Genomic DNA, 15,996 nt, shown 5'->3' on the forward strand with positions numbered 1-15,996 from the left:
AGGTTGCGCGCAAGGGCAGGGACCGCTAACGGGTCCACCCCATGGACTATATCAGCACCAGGGGGGAAGCCGCGACGCTCGATTTCGAGGGCGTGACGCTGGCAGGTTTGGCAAGCGATGGCGGGCTGTACGTGCCGCGTGCCTGGCCCAAATTCACGCATGCCGAGATCGCAGCCATGGCCGGGCTGTCCTATGTCGAGCTGGCGGTGCGGATCATGACGCCCTTTGTCGCTGGCAGCCTGACCGAGGACGAGCTGCGCGGCCTGTGCGAAGCGGCCTATGGGCGCTTTTCGCACAAGGCGGTCACCCCGCTCGCCCAGGTCGATGAGAGCAACTGGCTGCTCGAACTGTTCCATGGTCCCACGCGGGCGTTCAAGGACGTCGCGCTGCAGCTGCTCGGCCATCTGTTCGAACGTTTCCTGTCGAACCGCGACACGCATCTGACCATTGTCGGCGCGACCTCGGGCGATACCGGCTCTGCGGCCATCGACGCGGTGGCGGGGCGCGAGAATGTCGATATCTTCATGCTCCACCCCGATGGCCGCGTGTCCGACGTGCAGCGGCGGCAGATGACCACGGTGCTGGCACCGAACGTGCACAATATCGCGATCGATGGCAGCTTCGACGATGCCCAGGCAATGGTGAAGCGCATGTTCGGTGATCCGGATTTTGCCGGACGGTTCACGCTATCGGCGGTCAATTCGATCAACTGGGCGCGGCTGATGGCGCAGATCGTCTATTATTTCGCCGCCGCTTTGCAGCTGGGCGCCCCGCACCGCCCGGTCGCCTTTTCGGTACCGACCGGCAATTTCGGCGATGTGTTCGCGGGCTATGTGGCTGCCCAGATGGGTCTGCCGGTTGCGCGGCTGATCGTCGCGACCAATGTCAACGACATCCTCCACCGTGCGATCAGCGTGGGCGATTATTCCGCCGGCAGCGTCACGCCGACCGCCGCCCCTTCGATGGACATCCAGGTCAGCTCGAATTTCGAGCGGTTGCTGTTCGATCTCGAAGGCCGCGACGGCGCGCTGACCGCCGCACGGATGAAGGGCTTTGAAGCCAGCAAGGCGATGCAGCTCTCGCCCGAGATGCGCGCGGGTGCCGAGGCCTTGTTCTCGAGCGCGCGAATTGACCCGGAGGAAATGGGCATCGCCATGCGCCGCGCCTGGGACGAGGCCGGGCAGATGATCGATCCGCACACCGCGATCGGCCTGGGCGCTGCCCACCGCCTGCAGGATGCCGGCACGATCGACCGCGCGATCCCCTGCGTCACGCTCGCCACCGCGCACCCCAGCAAGTTCCGCGATGCGGTGGAGCGTGCGACCGGCCTGCGCCCGCGCCTGCCCGCGCGGGTCGGCGACCTGTTCGAGCGTGCCGAGAAATTCGACAAGCTGCCCGGCGACTATATCACGGTGCGCGACTATATCGCCGAGCGCGCGGTCCCGGCCAAGGGCTGACGCGCGCGCATGGCCGAGCTTGACCCGCAACCGCTGCTGATGATCGGCGAGCCGCGCGCCGACTATACGCTGATCGACAGCGGCGGCGGGCGCAAGTTCGAGGCTTACGGGCCGTACCGCTTCATCCGGCCAGAGCCGCAGGCGATGTGGCCGACCAGCCTTGCCGATTGGGACGCCGATGGCGCGTTCATCCCCGGATCGGACGAGGATGGCGGCGGGCGCTGGCAGCTGGAAGCCAGTGTTCCGCGCGAGGGCTGGCCGCTCGCCTGGGAAGAGGTGCGGCTGACCGCGCTCAACACCCCGTTCCGGCATCTGGGTTTCTTCCCGGACATGGACCCGGTGTGGCGCTGGCTGCGCGGGCATATCGCTGCCCATAAGGGCGAGGAGCGGGCCAGGGCGCTCAACCTTTTCGGCTATACCGGCGTGGGCACGCTGGCGATGGCGGCGGCCGGGGCGGAGCTCACCCATGTCGATGCATCGAAGAAATCGGTCGCGGCGGCGCGCGCCAATGCCGCGCTTTCGGGCATGGAAGACCTGCCGGTGCGGTGGTTGGTCGATGATTGCGTCAAGTTCGCCGCGCGCGAGGTGCGCCGGGGCAAGCGCTATGACGCGATCCTGCTCGACCCACCCAAATTCGGGCGCGGACCCGAAGGCGAGGTATGGAAGCTGGAAGAGCATCTGCCCGCGCTGATCGCCGATTGCCGCAGGCTGCTCGATGAGCGCTCGTCGTGCCTGTTCTTGACGGTCTATGCGGTGCGCATGTCGGCGCTGGCGCTGGGCGAGCTGCTAGCGGCGCATTTCGCTGATCTGCCGGGCCGGATCGAGATCGGCGAACTGGCGGTGCGCGAGCAATCGGGCGGGCGGTTGCTGCCGACGGCGATCTTCGCGCGCTGGTCCAACGGTTGAAACACTTGCGCTGCGCTGCGCAATTTGCCAACGCGCGGGAAAGGTGAAATTCCCCTCGCCATTCCCGCGAACGCGGGAATCCCGCTTCTGCTGCGACGGAAAGAAACAAGCGGGACCCCCGCGTTCGCGGGGGTGACGATGAAGATATACTAGAACAGGCCCAGCATTTGACCGACACCCAACCCGATAGCCTGATCCTCGAGGTCGCCGATTTCGACGTCAACGTTCTGACCGGCATCTATTCGGAAGAGACCAAGCTGCCCCAGCCGCTGCGCTTCACCATCTGGGCGGAGATGCTCGCCGAGGACCATTATGCGCCCAACACGCCGCTCAGCGCGTCAAAGAATTACATGGACCTCAAGCACGCCGCCTCGACGGCCCTGCCCGAAGGCGTGCATTTCACGCTGATCGAGGCGGTGGCCGATCATGTCATCGAGACGCTGTTCCTGCAGGACCCGCGCATCCGGCGGCTGAAGGTCAAGATCATCAAGCTGGCGATCGCCGAAGCGGGCGAATCGATCGGCATCACGCTCACCCGGACCCGCCGGTGAGCGGCAACCCGGCCCCGCTGGCGCTCGTCACCGGCGGCTTTCGCCGGGTGGGTGCGGCCATCGCGATGGAGCTGGCGCGCGCGGGCTATGCGCTGGCGCTGCACGGTCGCAGCGACCTGACGCCGGAACCCGAGCTCGCCGAGACCCTGGCAGAGCAGGAAACCGAGTGGCACGGTTTCTCCGCCGATCTGGCCGATTGCGATGCCTCGCAACGGCTTGTCGAGCGGGTGATCGCGCATTTCGGCCGCGCGCCCGACCTGCTGGTCAACAATGCCTCGCTGTTCGAATATGACGACTGGCAGAGCATGTCGGCGCAGATGCTGGCCGATCATTTCGCGGTGAACCTGTTCGCGCCCATGCTGCTGACCCGCGCGGTGGTTGCGGCAGCGGGCGAGGGCGTGACCCCGGCGATCGTCCAGATCATCGACCAGCGCGTGCGCAACCCCAATGGCGACCAGTTGAGCTACACGCTGTCCAAGCAGGCGCTGGCCGAATCGATCCGCACGCTGGCGCGGGCTTTCGGCGCAAAGGCGCGGGTCAATGGCGTGGCGCCAGGGCTGACGCTCGCCACCAGCGATTATGACGATGCGCAGATGCAGCGGCTCGCCGCGCGCATGCCGCTCCATCGTCTGTCCGCGCCGGGAGACATTGCGCGCGCGGTGCGTTATCTGGCGCAGGAGCCTGCGATCACCGGCCAGTTGCTTTTCGTCGATGGCGGTGCCCATATGCTCAGCATGGAGCGCGACTTCGTCTTCATGGACAAGACGGACGACGCCTGACCGCACGCGATATTCTGGAGAACGACATGCGTTTGATTGCCACAGCATCCCTTTCCGCGCTCACCCTGATGGTCGCGGGCTGTGGCAGCCATGATGGCGGTGGCGATCCGGTCAAGCGGGTCGATCCTGCCAGCCTCGAGGTCAAGGAAGCGGCTGCAGACGAGCCTGATGCTATCCTTCGCGTCGATGAGGTCGTGCTGCGCAATCCAGACCTTTCGACGCTTGCTCGTGCGATCAAGGCGGCCGAGCTGAGCGCGGCGCTGGCGGCAGACAAGCCGATGACGCTCTTTGCTCCCGACAACGGGGCGTTCGACAAGCTGGGTGTCGATGCGCTTGCCGACCTGCTGCTGCCCGAAAACAAGGCGAGGCTGGCAGCGATGCTCAACTATCACATCATCCCCGGTCGCCTCACGGCTGCGGACCTGCGCAAGCAGATTGGCGACAAGGGCGGCAGCATCGAGCTGACCACGTTGCAGGGCGAGAAGATCAACGCCTCGATCGAGCTCGATCAGGTGCGGCTGTCCGATGCCAGCGGCGATGTCGGCTCGATCCAGCAGGCGGATCTGGCTGCCAGCAACGGCATGGTCCACGTGATCGGCCAGGTGCTCGAACCGCAGCAATAGGCCCCAGTTTCATCCCGCATTTCCCGTCATTCTCGCGAACGCGGGAATCCCGCTTCGGCGAGCGGCTTGCGGCTTAGCGGGACCCCCGCGTTCGCGGGGGTGACGACAGCTATTCTGCGACCGGAGCGGCGTTTTAGCCCCCCGCCAGCGCCGCATTCGCAGCCCGCAGCTTGCCCTCGAGCGCCTGGTTGATCTGGCGCTCGATCACCGTGCGCGCGTCCGGGTGAAGCTCGAGATACTGGCGCAGCTTGGGCGCGGAGACGCACCAGAACCGGCTATCGGTGGCAAGCATGACCGTGCCGGTCGCAGGCTCTCCGCTCAATGCGGTCGCATCGCCGATCAGGTCGCCGCTGGTGACGCTGCCGACATGTGCGCCGTGCAGCGTGATCTCTGCCTGGCCGTCATGGAGATAGAACAAATGGCTGATCGCCTCGCCCTCGTTGATCAGCACTTCGCCGGCCCGGCCGGTGATCCAGTTGCCCTGGTCCATCAGATGGCGGGCGCCAGCGCGGGTCATGTCGCCCATGAAGCTCGCCCGCAGCGCCTCTTCCTCGGCAGAAAAGCGCGAACCGCGCTCCGCCATCAGATAGCGCAGCAGCATCGATGCGCCGATGACCAGAAGCACGAGGAACCACAGCGCCAGGCCCAGATCATTGGCAAACCCCAGCGCGTAGCCGAGCCCGGCCAGGGCAGAGAGCACGATGCCGACTCGCATCCACGGCATGGGCGGAGCGATCAGCGCGATCGCCAGGATCATGAACGACAGATGCCCGAGCCATGCGCCATTTGCGAATCCCAAGCCGAGCGTCATTCACGTCCTCCCTGATCTGCGGATCACCATGGCAAAGATGCTGCGCTGCGACAAGCAGTGCGGGGGGAGAGCGAGGCTTGCCGATGGCCACAGATTTTTGCGGCGGCGCCTGAAGGATTGCCTTGAAACTGCTGGACGAACCGGCGATAAGAGACCGCAAGACAAGACTAAGGGGTCGCATCGTTAGTCTATCGGGGGCCGGTTCCGCATGGAGCCGGGGGTAAAAGCGACGATGCACAATACATGGCTCTTGGCCGTTCAACGCTTGGGTGGAATCCGTGCCGCGATTGCGGGCGTGACCTGTCTTGCCGTGGCGATCGGCGCTTTCTTCATCGCGAATTTCGCAGCCGCTGAGCGGCTTGAGGCGCAGGCGGCGAGCGCTGCCGCGCGCGGCACGCATATGGGCGTGGGCAGCTGTGCGGGATCGACCTGCCATGGCCGCAACGAGGCCGATGGTGAGGTGGTGCGCCAGGACGAATTGTGGCGCTGGCAGGAAGAATCGACCCCGGGCGGGGCGCACAGCCGCGCTTTTCGCGTTCTGGGCGAACCGCGCAGCCTCGCCATCGGCAAGAAGCTGGGCATCGGCGATCCGCGTTCGGCCGCGATGTGCCTGGGATGCCATTCGACCCCGGCAGCAGCGAAGGGGCCGCGCTTCCAGGTCAATGACGGCGTGAGCTGCGAAGCGTGCCATGGCGCCGCATCGGGCTGGCTGTCGAGCCATTATGCCACCGGCACCAGCCACGCGCGCAACGTCGCTCAGGGCATGATTCCGCTCGAGAACGCTCAGGCGCGCGCGGGCGTGTGCCTCGATTGCCATCTGGGCAACGATGCGCCGGGGCAGTTCGTCAACCACCGGATCATGGCGGCGGGTCACCCGCGCATCTCGTTCGAGCTTGACCTGTTCTCGACACTAACCCAGCACCATGACGAGGACGCCGACTACCGTCAGCGCAAGGGCAAGACCAACAGCATGCGCATGTGGGCGGTGGGCCAGGCGATCGCGCTGGAACGCTCGCTGAGCCTGTTCGGCAAGCCGGGCATCGGCCAGGAGGGTGTCTTCCCCGAATTCTATTTCTTCGACTGCCATAGCTGCCACCGCCGCATCTATGACGAAGAGGATGCGCGTCCGACCAAGCTCAGCAATCCGGGCCGTCCGATCCCGACCGGCATGCCGCCCTATAATGACGAGAACATGATCATGCTCTCGGCGGCGGTGCGGATCGCAGCGCCCGGAATGGCGCAGCAGTACGAGCAGCAGGCGCGCGCCTTCCATGCCGCGATGGCGCAGGGTCGCGCCCCGGCGGTCGAGGCCGCGAACCGGCTCCGGCAGACCGCGATGGCGCTGGCCGATCAGTTCAGCCGCAGCGACTTCACCCGCGCGCAGACCTTCTCGATCATGGAGGCGATCGCCAGCGAGGCGATCAGCCCGCGCTATACCGATTATGAGGGCAGCGTGCAGGCGGTGATGGCGGTGGATACGCTGCTCAGCGGTCTGGTGAACCAGGGCCAGGTATCGGGCGGCGCCGCGACGTCGCTCAGGGCGCAGATCAACCAGGCCTATGCCGCCGTGGCTGAGCCCAATGGTTACAAGCCGCTCGAATTCCGCCGGGCGCTGGGGGGCGCAGTGCGGACCATCCGGTCGCTGCAATAAGGCCGGCCGGGCAGGGAGATGACCAAGGTGGGACGTTTTGGTGAGTTCAGTTTCGTGATGTCGGGCCGGGTCGCATCCGGGCGGAGTAGAAACGCATGATGCGGATTGGCAAGGTTACGGCATCGCTGGCAGCAATGGCGCTGGTGCTGAGCTCTTGCGGGGGCGGCAACAGCAGCGGCACCACGCCTGCGCCCAGCCCGACGCCCACGCCCAATCCCACTCCGCCGCCCGCGGGTGGCAACTTTACCGCGCCAGCGCAGGAAGCGCTCACCGTGGCCGAGGTCCAGACCATCATCGCCCAGGCGGTGGGTGAGGCGCAGAGGCGCAATCTGCCGTCCGTGATCACGGTGGTCGACCGCGTAGGCAATGTGCTGGCGGTGTTCCGGATGAACGGCGCGCGCGCCACCGCGCGGACCAGCGCGATGACCGAAGCCGGGCTCAACAATCCGTTCGTCGATGCGCAGGGGCTCGATGTGCCCGCCGAGATGGCCTCGATCGCCAAGGCGGTTACCGGCGCCTATCTGTCGAGCGGCGGCAATGCCTTTTCGACCCGCACGGCGAGCCAGATCGTCCAGCAGCATTTCCCGCCCGCGCCGTCGACCCGGGGGTTGGAAAGCGGCCCGCTGTTCGGGGTGCAATTCAGCCAGCTGCCCTGCTCGGACCTCAATGCCCGCTTCCAGGCGGCGGGCGGAGCCAGCGCGTTCATCGGTCCCAAGCGCTCGCCGCTGGGTCTGGCGGCGGATGCAGGCGGCTTGCCGCTGTACAAGAACGGCGTGGTCGTCGGCGCGATCGGCGTGATGGGCGATGGCGATTACGGCTTCGACCCTAATATCCTCGACCGCGACATCGATTCTGAAGAGGCGATCGCTTTTGCCGGGACGCAGGGCTTTGCTGCGCCCGAAGCGATCCGCGCTGACCGCATCACGGTGGACGGAACGACGCTGCGCTTCAGCGATATCCAGGCCAGCGATATCGGCCCGCTCTCGACCAATTTCGCAGCCATCAACGGCAGTGCGGGCAGCCTGATCGCGGTGCGCGGCTATGCCAATGCCGCGATCATCGCGGGCACGCCTTATGGCACCGAAGCCTCGGGCATCCGCGCCGCGCGCGCGGCCGAGTTCAGCAATACCGATGCCTTCATCCTGACCGACGGATCGGGTAATCCGCGCTTCCCGATCCGCGCGGGAACCGATGCCACTTCAGTCACGCAGCCGCTGACCGCAGCCGAAGTGCGCGCGGTGCTGGAAGAGGCGTTCACCGTGCTGACCCGCGCGCGCGCGCAGATCCGGCGCCCGCTCGACAGCCGCATGCAGGCGACCATCTCGATCGTCGATACGCACGGCCAGGTGCTGGGCATCGTCCGGTCGCCCGATGCGCCGATTTTCGGGACCGATGTGTCGCTGCAAAAGGCGCGCACTGCAGCGTTCTTCTCCAACTCCGTGGCGGCGTCCAACCTGTTGTCGGCGGGCGGCGGCGTCGCGCCGTTCGTGCAGGCGGTGCGGACATTCCTCAATGATCCGCAGGCGCTGACCGGCAAGACCGCCTTTTCGGACCGTGCCAATGGCAATCTGTCGCGGCCCTATTTCCCCGATGGCGAGCTTGGCCGACCGCCGGGGCCGTTCTCGCGCCCGATCGAGGATTTCAACCCGTTCGCTGTCGGACTGCAGGTCCAGCTTATCGCCGCCAACATCATCCAGCACGCGCAGTTCGTCTCCGGCGCATCGCCCACCGATACCGCGCAGCGTTGCACCGCTCTGCCTGACGTGGTGCAGGGGCAGAACCGCCTGCAGAACGGCATCCAGATATTCCCCGGATCGGTACCGATCTATCGCGGCAACACCCTAGTCGGCGGTATCGGGGTTTCGGGCGACGGCATCGACCAGGACGACATGGTCAGCTTCCTGGGCCTCAACAATGGCGGCCTACGGGGCGGCGGCATCGGCAATGCGCCCAAGGATATCCGCGCAGACCGGATCGTGGTTAATGTCGGCAGCGCCCAGGTGCGGCTGCGCTATGTCAGCTGCCCGTTCGCGCCATTCCTCGATACCAACACCCAGAATGTCTGCGAGGGTCTGTAAATGACCGTGCCGCTCGTCGCCCTTATCCCGATCGTGGCTTTCGCCGGGACTGGCGATGTGGTGGGCGATCCGGCGATCGAACCTGTCGCACAACAGGGACCGCAAACCGCCATCGCGGCACTGATCGCAGCTGATCTGGGGCGGAGCCTCGCGCTGAACGAGATGACCCCGCAGCTGGCTGCACCGGCCATGCGCCCGATCCGCAAAGCGGTTGTGCCGGCGCCGCACAGGCTGAGCTCGCCGCGCACGGCGGGGGATCACAGCCTGTTCTTCTGGGGGGCAGGCGAGGACGAGCTGCTGCTCACTGCGGACCAGGAAGCGCCGCCGGCGCCCGGCGCGATGCCGCCAGCGGCGCCAGATCCGGATGCCGAAACGATCGATGCCGACGAGGCGCTGATCGACGATCGCCGCCGTCCGGGGCTTGAGAAAAAGCTGCCCGATCGGGTCACGCAGGACAATCCCGGCGCGGTGCGTGCGCCTGCGCCCGAGGCCTTTCCGACCGACGAGTTTCCGGTGCCAGATCGCTGGCGCATCGTCACCTCGCTCTGCCCGACCAAGGGCGGCGACCAGTCGATCTACGGGCTCTACCCGAACCTGTCTAACGTCTGTCGCTCGAAGCTCGACCCCTATCACCAGAATGTCCTGAAGGGCGACCGTCCGCTGCCCGAAGGCAAGCGCCCGAGCTTCCTCAAGGAGGACGACTGGTTCTTCATCGCCAATGTCGTGTCGGACACGGTGATCGAGCCGCGCAGCTTCCCGACACCGGTCGGCGTGCAGACCACGGCGCGCCCCGACAGCCTCGACGTGTTCGGCCGGGCGGATTCGCTGGTGGTCGCGCAGACGGTGATTGCGGGCTTCTCGCTGCTCAAGGGCGAGACCGCATACAAGCCGCCCGCAATCGAATATCGGCTCGTGCTCGCCGCACAGGTCAACCATGTCGATGTCAACGAACGCCGCATCCTGTTCGTCGAGCCTTCGCGCCCGACGCACCGCACCGACCATTTCGTGGGCGTGCAGGAAGCGTTCATCGACTATCACCTCGGCCAGTATGACAGCTCGCGCTACGATTTCATCTCGTTGCGCGCGGGCGTTCAGCCGATGCAGGCCGATTTCCGCGGCTTCCTTTTCCAGGACAACCAGCTCGGCATCCGCCTGTTCGGCAACCGCGACAACAACCGCTTCCAGTTCAATTTGGGCGCGTTCTGGCGGCTGGAAAAGGATACCAATTCGGGCCTGAACAGCGTGGTCGACAGCCCGCGCGACGACTGGGTGTTCTTCGCCAACGTCTATCGGCAGGACTTTCCGGTGGTCGGCCTGACCAGCCAGGTGTCGGTCACGTACAACATGAACCGCGAGGGCGGGCGCGAGCTCAAGATCGACGATAACGGCTTCCCGGTGCGCCCGGCGCTGCTCGGCGACCTGCGCAGCCGGGAATATGATGTCGTGTATCTGGGCTATGCGGTCGATGGCCGCATCGGCCGGATCAACATCACCGGCCAGGCCTATGGCGCGTTCGGCGAGGACCGCAACAGCTTCTTCACCAGCCGCAAGGCCGATATCCGCAGCTATTTCGGCGCGGCGGAGCTGAGCTATGACAATGACTGGGCGCGCTTCCGCCTGCAGGGGCTGTTCGCCAGCGGCGATGGCAATCCGTATAACGATACCGAGGCCGGGTTCGACGCAATCTTCGAGAACCCGATCTTTGCCGGGGCCGATACCAGCTACTGGATCCGCCAGGTCATCCCGTTTGCCGGCGGCGGTCGCGCGGTCGGCGTGAACACGCGCAACGGCATATTGAACAACCTGCGCTCGTCCAAGGAACAGGGTCAGTCCAACTTCAACAATCCGGGCACGGTGCTGCTCGGCGCGGGCGCGGATTTCGACCTGAGCACGACGACGCGATTGTCGGCGAACGTGAACCATCTGTGGTTCCACAAGACCGATACGATCGAGGCGCTGCGGCAGGAAGGCACGGTGCCTGCATCGATCGGCTGGGACGTCTCGGCGGCGGCGATCTGGCGGCCCAATGCCAACCAGAATCTGGTGTTCCGCCTGTCGGGCGCGATCTTCGATCCCTCGCGCGGCTTCCGCGACCTGTTCACCCAATCGGGCAAGTCAGACCTCTTTTATTCGGTGCTTTTCAATGCGATCCTGGCGTACTGACCGGCTGCGCGGCGTTCTGCCCGCCTTCAATTGGAAGCTGATGCTGGCGAGCCTGCTGCTTGTCACCTTCGCTGCGCTTCCCGCCGATCAGCTGCTCGCATCGGGCAAGGAGAAAGCGCAGAAGGTCAAGTACAGCTTCACGCCGCCCGCGCCCGAGAACCAGGAATGGGCCGAGGCTGACGCCAAGAGCGTAGGCTGCCAGTCCTGCCACACCGCCAGCGACCACAAGACGATGCATGCCTCGCCTGCCGTGGTGCTGGGCTGTACCGATTGCCATGGCGGCGATGCCACGGTGATGGGCGACAACGCCTGGGGCCGCGAAAGCCTGCCCTATCAGGACGCGCTGATGAAGAGCCATGTCCTGCCCAAATATCCGGTGGCGTGGAAATGGCCGAGCTCGGCCAACCCGCAGCGTTCTTACGCTTTGCTCGCCAAGGAAGCGCCCGAGTTCATCCGCTTCGTCAACCCGTCGGACTACCGCGTGGTCCGCGAATCCTGCGGCGCCTGCCATATCGAGATCATCGAGGCGTCCGAGCGCTCGCTGATGGCGACGGGCGCGATGCTGTGGGGCGGCGCGGCCTATAATAACGGCATCGTGCCGTTCAAGAACTATATCTTCGGCGAAAGCTTCACCCGCGATGGCAAGCCGGCGATGATCAAGTCGGCCGCGACCGAGCCGGGCGCGGCGCACGGCACGGTGACCGAGGCGGAAAAGGCGCGCGGCGCGCTGCCGGTCATGTATCCGCTGCCGACCTGGCACATCATTCCGCCGGGCGATATCTTCCGCGTGTTCGAGCGCGGCGGCCGCAACATCAACCCGACCTTTCCGGAAATCGGCCTGCCCAACAGCGTCGGCATCATCCAGCGCCTGGAAGAGCCGGGTCGTCCCGATCTCAAGCAGTCGAACCGTGGCCCCGGCACGGGTCTGCGCGTTGCGATTCCGGTGCTGAACATCCACAAGACCCGCCTCAATGACCCGTTCCTGTGGCAGATGGGCACCAACGATCAGCCGGGCGACTATCGCTCCTCGGGCTGTGCGGCATGCCATGTGGTCTACGCCAATGACCGCGAACCGCGCCACAGCCTGGTCTATGCCAAATACGGCCGCGACGGCCAGACGATCACCGACGACCCGACGATCAACAGCCTGACCGAGGGACAGAAGCGCCCCGGTCGCTATGGCGATTATGACGCGGCCGAGCATCACGAGGAGCATGGTGGCGCTGGCGGTCATGGCGGTGATCACGGGACCACGCTCGCCGAAGGTGCGGATGCGCACGGATCGAGCCACGGTGGCGGCGACGGCCGTCGCGCGAACGCCGGGCATGCCGAAAAGGTCGCGTTCAAGGAAAAGGGCCATCCGCTCAAGCACGCCTTTACCCGCGCGATCCCGACCGCGCAGTGCATGAATTGCCACATGCACCAGCCGAACATCTTTCTGAACAGCTATCTCGGCTACACGATGTGGGATTACGAATCCGACGCGCCGCTGCTGTGGCCGGGGCCAGAAAACCGCGCGCCCAAGCCCGAGGGCATGTCGGAAGAGGATTATCAGCGCATCTACAAGAAGCAGCATTATCCCACCGCCAAGGAAGTGCGCGCGACGCTCGACCGCAATCCCGAGGGCGCATCGCCGCGCGGCCTGTGGTCGGATCTTGATTTCGTGCGCAACGTCTATGACCTCAACACCGAGGCCAAGGATACGCAGTTTGCCGATTATCACGGCCATGGCTGGAACTTCCGCGCGATCCTCAAGCGCGACCGCAAAGGCAATCTGCTCGACGCCGAAGGCAACATGGCGACCTGGGGCACCGATACCGCCAATATGGTCTCCCCCGACGATCCGGAGAAGTTCCGCAAGGCGGGCGAGGGCAAGTTCGTTCCCGTCGGCACCAATCCGGGCAAGGCCGTGCACATGATGGACATCCATGCCGAACTCGGCATGCAGTGCGTGGACTGCCATTTCAGCCAGGATGGGCACGGCAACGGCCTGATCTATGGCGAGGTCGCCAATGCCGTCGAGATCGGCTGCAAGGACTGCCATGGTACGGTGGATGCCTATCCGACGCTGTTCACCTCGAACCTCGCCGCGCGACCCAAGGGCAACAACCTGTCGCTGATCCGTAATCCCGATGGCCAGCGCCGCTTCGAATGGATGAAGGATGCGACCGGACGGCGCGTGCTGATCCAGCGCTCGGTGCTCGACCCCGAGCTGTCGTGGAAGGTCAGCCTGGTCAAGGATGCGGTCAATCCCGACAGCCCCGATTTCAACCCCAAGGCGGCGCGCTCCAAGCTGATGGCGAAGGACGGGGCAGAAACCGGCAAATACGGCTTCGGCCTTGCGGTCTCGAAGGAGAACCGTGCGCATGATACCGACAAGATGGCGTGTTTCACCTGCCATCTGAGCTGGACGACCTCGTGCGGCGGATGCCACCTGCCGATTGAGGCCAACTGGAAGGCCAAGGTCCACAAATACGAGGAAGACGAGACGCGCAACTATGCGACCTACAACCCGCAGGTGGCGCGCGACGAGATGTTCCAGATCGGTCGTCACCAGACGAGCAAGGGCAATATCATCGCCCCGATTCGCTCGACCTCGGCGCTGATCCTGTCGTCGACCAATATCAACCGCGAGCGCATCTATGTGCAGCAGCCGCCGATCTCGGCCCCGGGCTTCTCGTCCCAGGCGTTCGCGCCGCACTTCCCGCACACGGTCCGCAAGACCGAGACCAAGCAGTGCACCGACTGTCACCTCAGCGAGGCGAATGATAACAATGCCGTGATGGCGCAGCTGCTGCTGCTCGGCACCAATTTCGTCAATTTTGTCGGCTTGAACAGCTGGTTCGGACTCGAGGGTGGGTTCGAGGCGGTGCGCGTCACCGAATGGGACGAGCCGCAGGCGGTCATCGGCTCCTATCTGCACCGCTATGCCTATCCCGATTTCTACAAGCAGCATGTCGAGGACAATGGCCGCGAGCTCAAGAACTGGACGCGCGGCCCGATCTTCAGCGACGGCCTGTCGGGCGAGACCAACGCGCGTGAAGAGTTCGCCAATGTCGTGCAGGGCACCGATGGCCGCGTGAACTGCCTGCAGAACCGGGGCGAGTACATGTTCGTCGCGGAAGGCAAGGGCGGTTTCCGAGCCTATGACATCGCCTCGATCGGCAACAAGGGCTTTTCGGAGCGGATCATCCGCGCGCCATTCTCGTCGCTCGGCCATGACACGCATGTGAAGACCACCAACGCGACCTGCATGGCGATCGCGACGACCCAGCCGATCGCGCCAAGCCGCAACACGCCCGAAATGCGCGAGGCCAATCAGGAGCAGCCGTTCCACGCGGTCTATCATTATGCCTTCGTCACTGACAGCGTCGAAGGTCTGATCGCGGTCAATATCGACACGCTGGCCGATGGCGAGTTCCGTAACAACTTCTTCAAGCGCACGCTGACCTGGAACCCGGACAATGTGCTGAAGGGTGCGCGGCATATCACGCTGGCGGGCGATTATGCCTATATCACCGCCGATGCCGGGCTCGTGGTCGTGCGTCTGTCCGACCCGATCCCGGCAAATCCGCCGCGCGATTATAACTACAGCAAGCTCAACCCGCAATTGATGGCGGTGCTGCCGCTCACCGATGCGCGGGCGAGCGCGGTGCAGTTCCGCTATCTCTGGGTGACCGATGCAGATGGCATCAAGCTGTTCGACATCACGCGGCTCGAAGCGCCTGTGGCGGTGCCCTCTGGCACGGTGCGGCTGGCCGACGCGCGCAAGCTCTATCTCGCGCGCACCTTCGCCTATGTTGCCGCCAAGCAGGACGGTCTGGTGATCCTCGACATCACCAATCCCGAGGCACCGCGCGAATATATGCGCTACAACGCCGGTGGCATTCTCAACGATGCCGAGGATGTGATCGTCGGATCGACCAACGCGACGCTGTTCGCTTATGTCGCCGATGGCCGCAACGGGATGAAGGTGCTGCAACTGACCTCGCCGTCGAGCCAGCCCAATTTCTACGGCTTCTCGCCCGATCCCAGGCCCGAACTGATCGCCTGGGCGAAGACCCCGTCGGCGGCGCTCGCTGTCGCCAAGGGGCTAGACCGCGACCGCGGGGTCGATGAATCGGGCGGGCAGATGGCGATCTTCGGACGCCTCGGCTCGCGTCCGTTCACCCGCAGCGAGATGGAAAAGCTTTTCCTCAACAAGGCGGGCCGCCCGTACAAGGTCAGCGATACGGTGACCATGGCCGACTGGCTCGGCCCGCGCCCGGCGATGTTGACCGCCAGGGGTCAATAAGCGAACGAGCGATTTCAGCGATAGGAGAGGGGAGAGGCGGACGTCAGTCCGCCTCGACCGTCAGAGCCTCGATGGTCAGGGTCATCGCAGGGTTGCCCTCGGCGCGGCGGTGGACGGCGCTGACCGCGATATCGGCGACAAGATGTCCGGCGATGCGGAATTCATGCTCCGGCAGGACGCTCGCCAGCCACTCGCCGGTGCGGATGCCATCCTCACCCGACAGCGAGATGCGCATCACATGGCGCATGCCGGTAAAGGTCGCGCTGGCCCAGTTCGTGCCGCGATGCTCTTGCAGCTCGGCCTCGCCGGATGCGAGGGTGAGCACCGCGCGGATCAGCGCGGTGGCGGGGTCGTGGCGAATCTTCTGGTGGATCATGCCTGCTCCTCTCGGTAAATGTTCATGAAATGTTCTATCCGATTCCGCAAGGCCTTGCGCGGCTCGCGGCCCCGGCGCAGGTCATCGACCAGACGTGGATCGCCCGCCGACAGGCGACCGAAGCGGGTGCGCGGCATTCCCGTTTCGCGCAGGAATATTTCAACCAGGCGCAGCAGCGGCATCGCATTCTCCTTCGCGTCTCGATGCGGGCGACGGCCCGCAGGATGTTCGTAGGAATATTCCTATAAGCGATTCGTAAGATGTAGGAAATATCCTTGAGAAATTCCTGCGCGATGCTATATGTCCA

12 protein-coding genes are annotated in these 15,996 nt (G+C 65.1%); 9 read left to right on the top strand and 3 right to left on the bottom strand.

All coding sequences use genetic code 11. The features are described from left to right. Positions 1–41 precede the first annotated feature (41 nt). From thrC to OPU69_RS02980, 5 genes are all read left to right on the top strand, one after another. Positions 42–1,457: a threonine synthase gene (thrC, locus tag OPU69_RS02960; protein WP_498509275.1), complete on the top strand. Its 1,416-nt coding sequence runs from the start codon at positions 42–44 to the stop codon at positions 1,455–1,457. 9 nt (positions 1,458–1,466) lie between these two features. Further along, positions 1,467–2,363 (top strand): class I SAM-dependent methyltransferase, encoded by an 897-nt coding sequence (locus OPU69_RS02965; protein WP_498509276.1) that lies wholly within the window; start codon positions 1,467–1,469, stop codon positions 2,361–2,363. 167 nt (positions 2,364–2,530) lie between these two features. Further along, entirely contained in the window at positions 2,531–2,914 is a 384-nt protein-coding gene (locus OPU69_RS02970) for a dihydroneopterin aldolase (RefSeq protein WP_498509277.1), read from the top strand. After that, positions 2,911–3,693, top strand: coding sequence for an SDR family oxidoreductase (locus OPU69_RS02975; RefSeq protein ID WP_498509279.1), 783 nt, complete (start codon positions 2,911–2,913; stop codon positions 3,691–3,693). Before OPU69_RS02970 ends, OPU69_RS02975 begins: the two co-directional genes overlap by 4 nt. A 26-nt stretch (positions 3,694–3,719) precedes the next feature. Further along, a complete protein-coding gene (locus tag OPU69_RS02980; protein WP_066117452.1) occupies positions 3,720–4,316 on the top strand; it encodes a fasciclin domain-containing protein in 597 nt (198 codons plus the stop codon). Between the two features lie 133 nt (positions 4,317–4,449). Here the strand turns inward: OPU69_RS02980 and OPU69_RS02985 are convergent, their stop codons facing one another. Continuing rightward, positions 4,450–5,127, bottom strand: a complete 678-nt coding sequence (locus OPU69_RS02985; RefSeq protein WP_060980144.1) for a Crp/Fnr family transcriptional regulator — start codon at positions 5,125–5,127, stop codon at positions 4,450–4,452. A 265-nt stretch (positions 5,128–5,392) separates the two neighbouring features. Here OPU69_RS02985 and OPU69_RS02990 point away from each other — a divergent pair, with 265 nt between their 5' ends. The 4 genes from OPU69_RS02990 (at position 5,393) to OPU69_RS03005 (ending at position 15,313) form a co-directional block, all read left to right on the top strand. Next, the gene (locus OPU69_RS02990; protein WP_498509281.1) at positions 5,393–6,778 is read left to right on the top strand and encodes a multiheme c-type cytochrome; all 1,386 of its coding nucleotides are present in this window, start codon (positions 5,393–5,395) and stop codon (positions 6,776–6,778) included. A gap of 95 nt (positions 6,779–6,873) precedes the next feature. After that, positions 6,874–8,856 carry a heme-binding protein gene (locus tag OPU69_RS02995; RefSeq protein WP_060980142.1) on the top strand — a complete coding sequence of 661 codons (1,983 nt, stop codon included), beginning with the start codon at positions 6,874–6,876 and terminating at the stop codon, positions 8,854–8,856. A 339-nt stretch (positions 8,857–9,195) separates the two neighbouring features. Next, complete coding sequence (locus tag OPU69_RS03000) at positions 9,196–11,019, top strand: hypothetical protein (RefSeq protein WP_066115117.1); 1,824 nt, start codon at positions 9,196–9,198, stop codon at positions 11,017–11,019. Beyond that, a complete protein-coding gene (locus OPU69_RS03005; protein WP_498509282.1) occupies positions 11,000–15,313 on the top strand; it encodes an LVIVD repeat-containing protein in 4,314 nt (1,437 codons plus the stop codon). The genes OPU69_RS03000 and OPU69_RS03005 overlap by 20 nt, the downstream gene beginning before the upstream one ends. Before the next feature lie 43 nt (positions 15,314–15,356). Here the strand turns inward: OPU69_RS03005 and OPU69_RS03010 are convergent, their stop codons facing one another. Together OPU69_RS03010 and OPU69_RS03015 are read right to left on the bottom strand one after the other, a co-directional pair. Beyond that, entirely contained in the window at positions 15,357–15,689 is a 333-nt protein-coding gene (locus OPU69_RS03010) for a hypothetical protein (RefSeq protein WP_498509283.1), read from the bottom strand. Beyond that, complete coding sequence (locus OPU69_RS03015; protein ID WP_066117455.1) at positions 15,686–15,871, bottom strand: hypothetical protein; 186 nt, start codon at positions 15,869–15,871, stop codon at positions 15,686–15,688. Before OPU69_RS03015 ends, OPU69_RS03010 begins: the two co-directional genes overlap by 4 nt. Positions 15,872–15,996 lie beyond the last annotated feature (125 nt).

The organism is Blastomonas sp. 34TW (assembly GCF_059803595.1).

Coding starts and splice junctions, on each gene's coding strand:
- thrC (WP_498509275.1), top strand. CDS start 42: ATGGACTATATCAGCACCAGGGGGGAAGCCGCGACGCTCGATTTCGAG.
- OPU69_RS02965 (WP_498509276.1), top strand. CDS start 1,467: ATGGCCGAGCTTGACCCGCAACCGCTGCTGATGATCGGCGAGCCGCGC.
- OPU69_RS02980 (WP_066117452.1), top strand. CDS start 3,720: ATGCGTTTGATTGCCACAGCATCCCTTTCCGCGCTCACCCTGATGGTC.
- OPU69_RS02985 (WP_060980144.1), bottom strand. CDS start 5,127: ATGACGCTCGGCTTGGGATTCGCAAATGGCGCATGGCTCGGGCATCTG.
- OPU69_RS02995 (WP_060980142.1), top strand. CDS start 6,874: ATGATGCGGATTGGCAAGGTTACGGCATCGCTGGCAGCAATGGCGCTG.
- OPU69_RS03000 (WP_066115117.1), top strand. CDS start 9,196: ATGCCGCCAGCGGCGCCAGATCCGGATGCCGAAACGATCGATGCCGAC.
- OPU69_RS03005 (WP_498509282.1), top strand. CDS start 11,000: ATGCGATCCTGGCGTACTGACCGGCTGCGCGGCGTTCTGCCCGCCTTC.
- OPU69_RS03010 (WP_498509283.1), bottom strand. CDS start 15,689: ATGATCCACCAGAAGATTCGCCACGACCCCGCCACCGCGCTGATCCGC.
- OPU69_RS03015 (WP_066117455.1), bottom strand. CDS start 15,871: ATGCCGCTGCTGCGCCTGGTTGAAATATTCCTGCGCGAAACGGGAATG.